Source organism: Bacillus cereus group sp. BfR-BA-01524, assembly GCF_022662595.1.
GTDB lineage: Bacteria > Bacillota > Bacilli > Bacillales > Bacillaceae_G > Bacillus_A > Bacillus_A thuringiensis_S.
Map to the genome: position 1 here is coordinate 1 of NZ_JAKUDW010000237.1, position 1,158 is coordinate 1,158.

Genomic DNA, 1,158 nt, shown 5'->3' on the forward strand with positions numbered 1-1,158 from the left:
TGTAGGTCCAATCAGACCTCCGTCCTTTTACCGGAGACGATGCCGCCGCCCTCTACTCAGTTTCCCTTTCGTAAGCGATGCTCCGAGGTGATCTTCAATGATTCGATTGTTACTACCCTCACAGCCTTGGAGTAGCTCTCTGAAACGATCATAATCATCTACTTTCCTCTTCTTTGCATATACAACATATAAAGTTAGAAAATTCTTAATTAACTTTTATTTGTTACACGTATTATAGGACGTTGTTCTTTTCGTTGTCAACATATTTTTTAAAAAAATAAAAATTCATTCTATTTATTTTTTCTCAAATCAAAATTGGAATGCATTACTTACATACACTCATATATTACTTAAGTATGTTTGCATTACTACATAAAGAAAAATTTATGAGGAGATGAGGAAACTATGTTAAAAGGAAAAGTAGCGTTAGTTACAGGAGCAAGCCGAGGAATTGGACGAGCGATCGCTAAACGTTTAGCAAATGACGGTGCATTGGTTGCTGTTCATTACGGTAATCGAAAAGATGACGCTGAAGAAACTGTTCATGAAATTCAATCAAATGGTGGCCAAGCTTTTTCTATCGGCGCAAATTTAGAATCCTTACACGGTGTAGAAAACCTTTATAAAGCTTTAGATACTGAATTACAAAAGCGCACTGGTGAAACACAATTTGATATTTTAATAAACAATGCTGGCATTGGTCCTGGTGCTTTTATTGAAGAAACGACTGAACAATTTTTTGATAGAATGGTTTCAGTAAATGCAAAAGCACCATTCTTTATCATTCAACAAGCACTGCCACGTTTACGTGACAATAGCCGAATTATTAATATTTCATCCGCTGCGACCCGCATTTCTTTACCTGATTTTGTTGCATATAGTATGACGAAAGGCGCTATTAATACAATGACTTTTACGCTAGCAAAACAGCTTGGAGCACGAGGAATAACGGTGAATGCAATACTTCCAGGATTTATTAAAACAGATATGAATGCAGAACTCTTGAGCGACCCGATGATGAAGCAGTACGCTACTACTATTTCCGCTTTCAATCGCTTAGGTGAAGTAGAAGACATTGCCGATACTGCTGCATTTCTTGCTTCTCCAGACAGCCGCTGGGTTACTGGACAATTAATTGATGTGAGCGGAGGATCTTGT

The 1,158-nt window shown here is 37.7% G+C and carries 1 protein-coding gene; it reads left to right on the forward strand.

All coding sequences use genetic code 11. The features are described 5' to 3' along the window. Positions 1 to 405 precede the first annotated feature (405 nt). Positions 406 to 1,158 (forward strand): SDR family oxidoreductase (locus MR170_RS30660; RefSeq protein WP_242310643.1); only part of this gene is annotated, 753 nt, incomplete at its 3' end.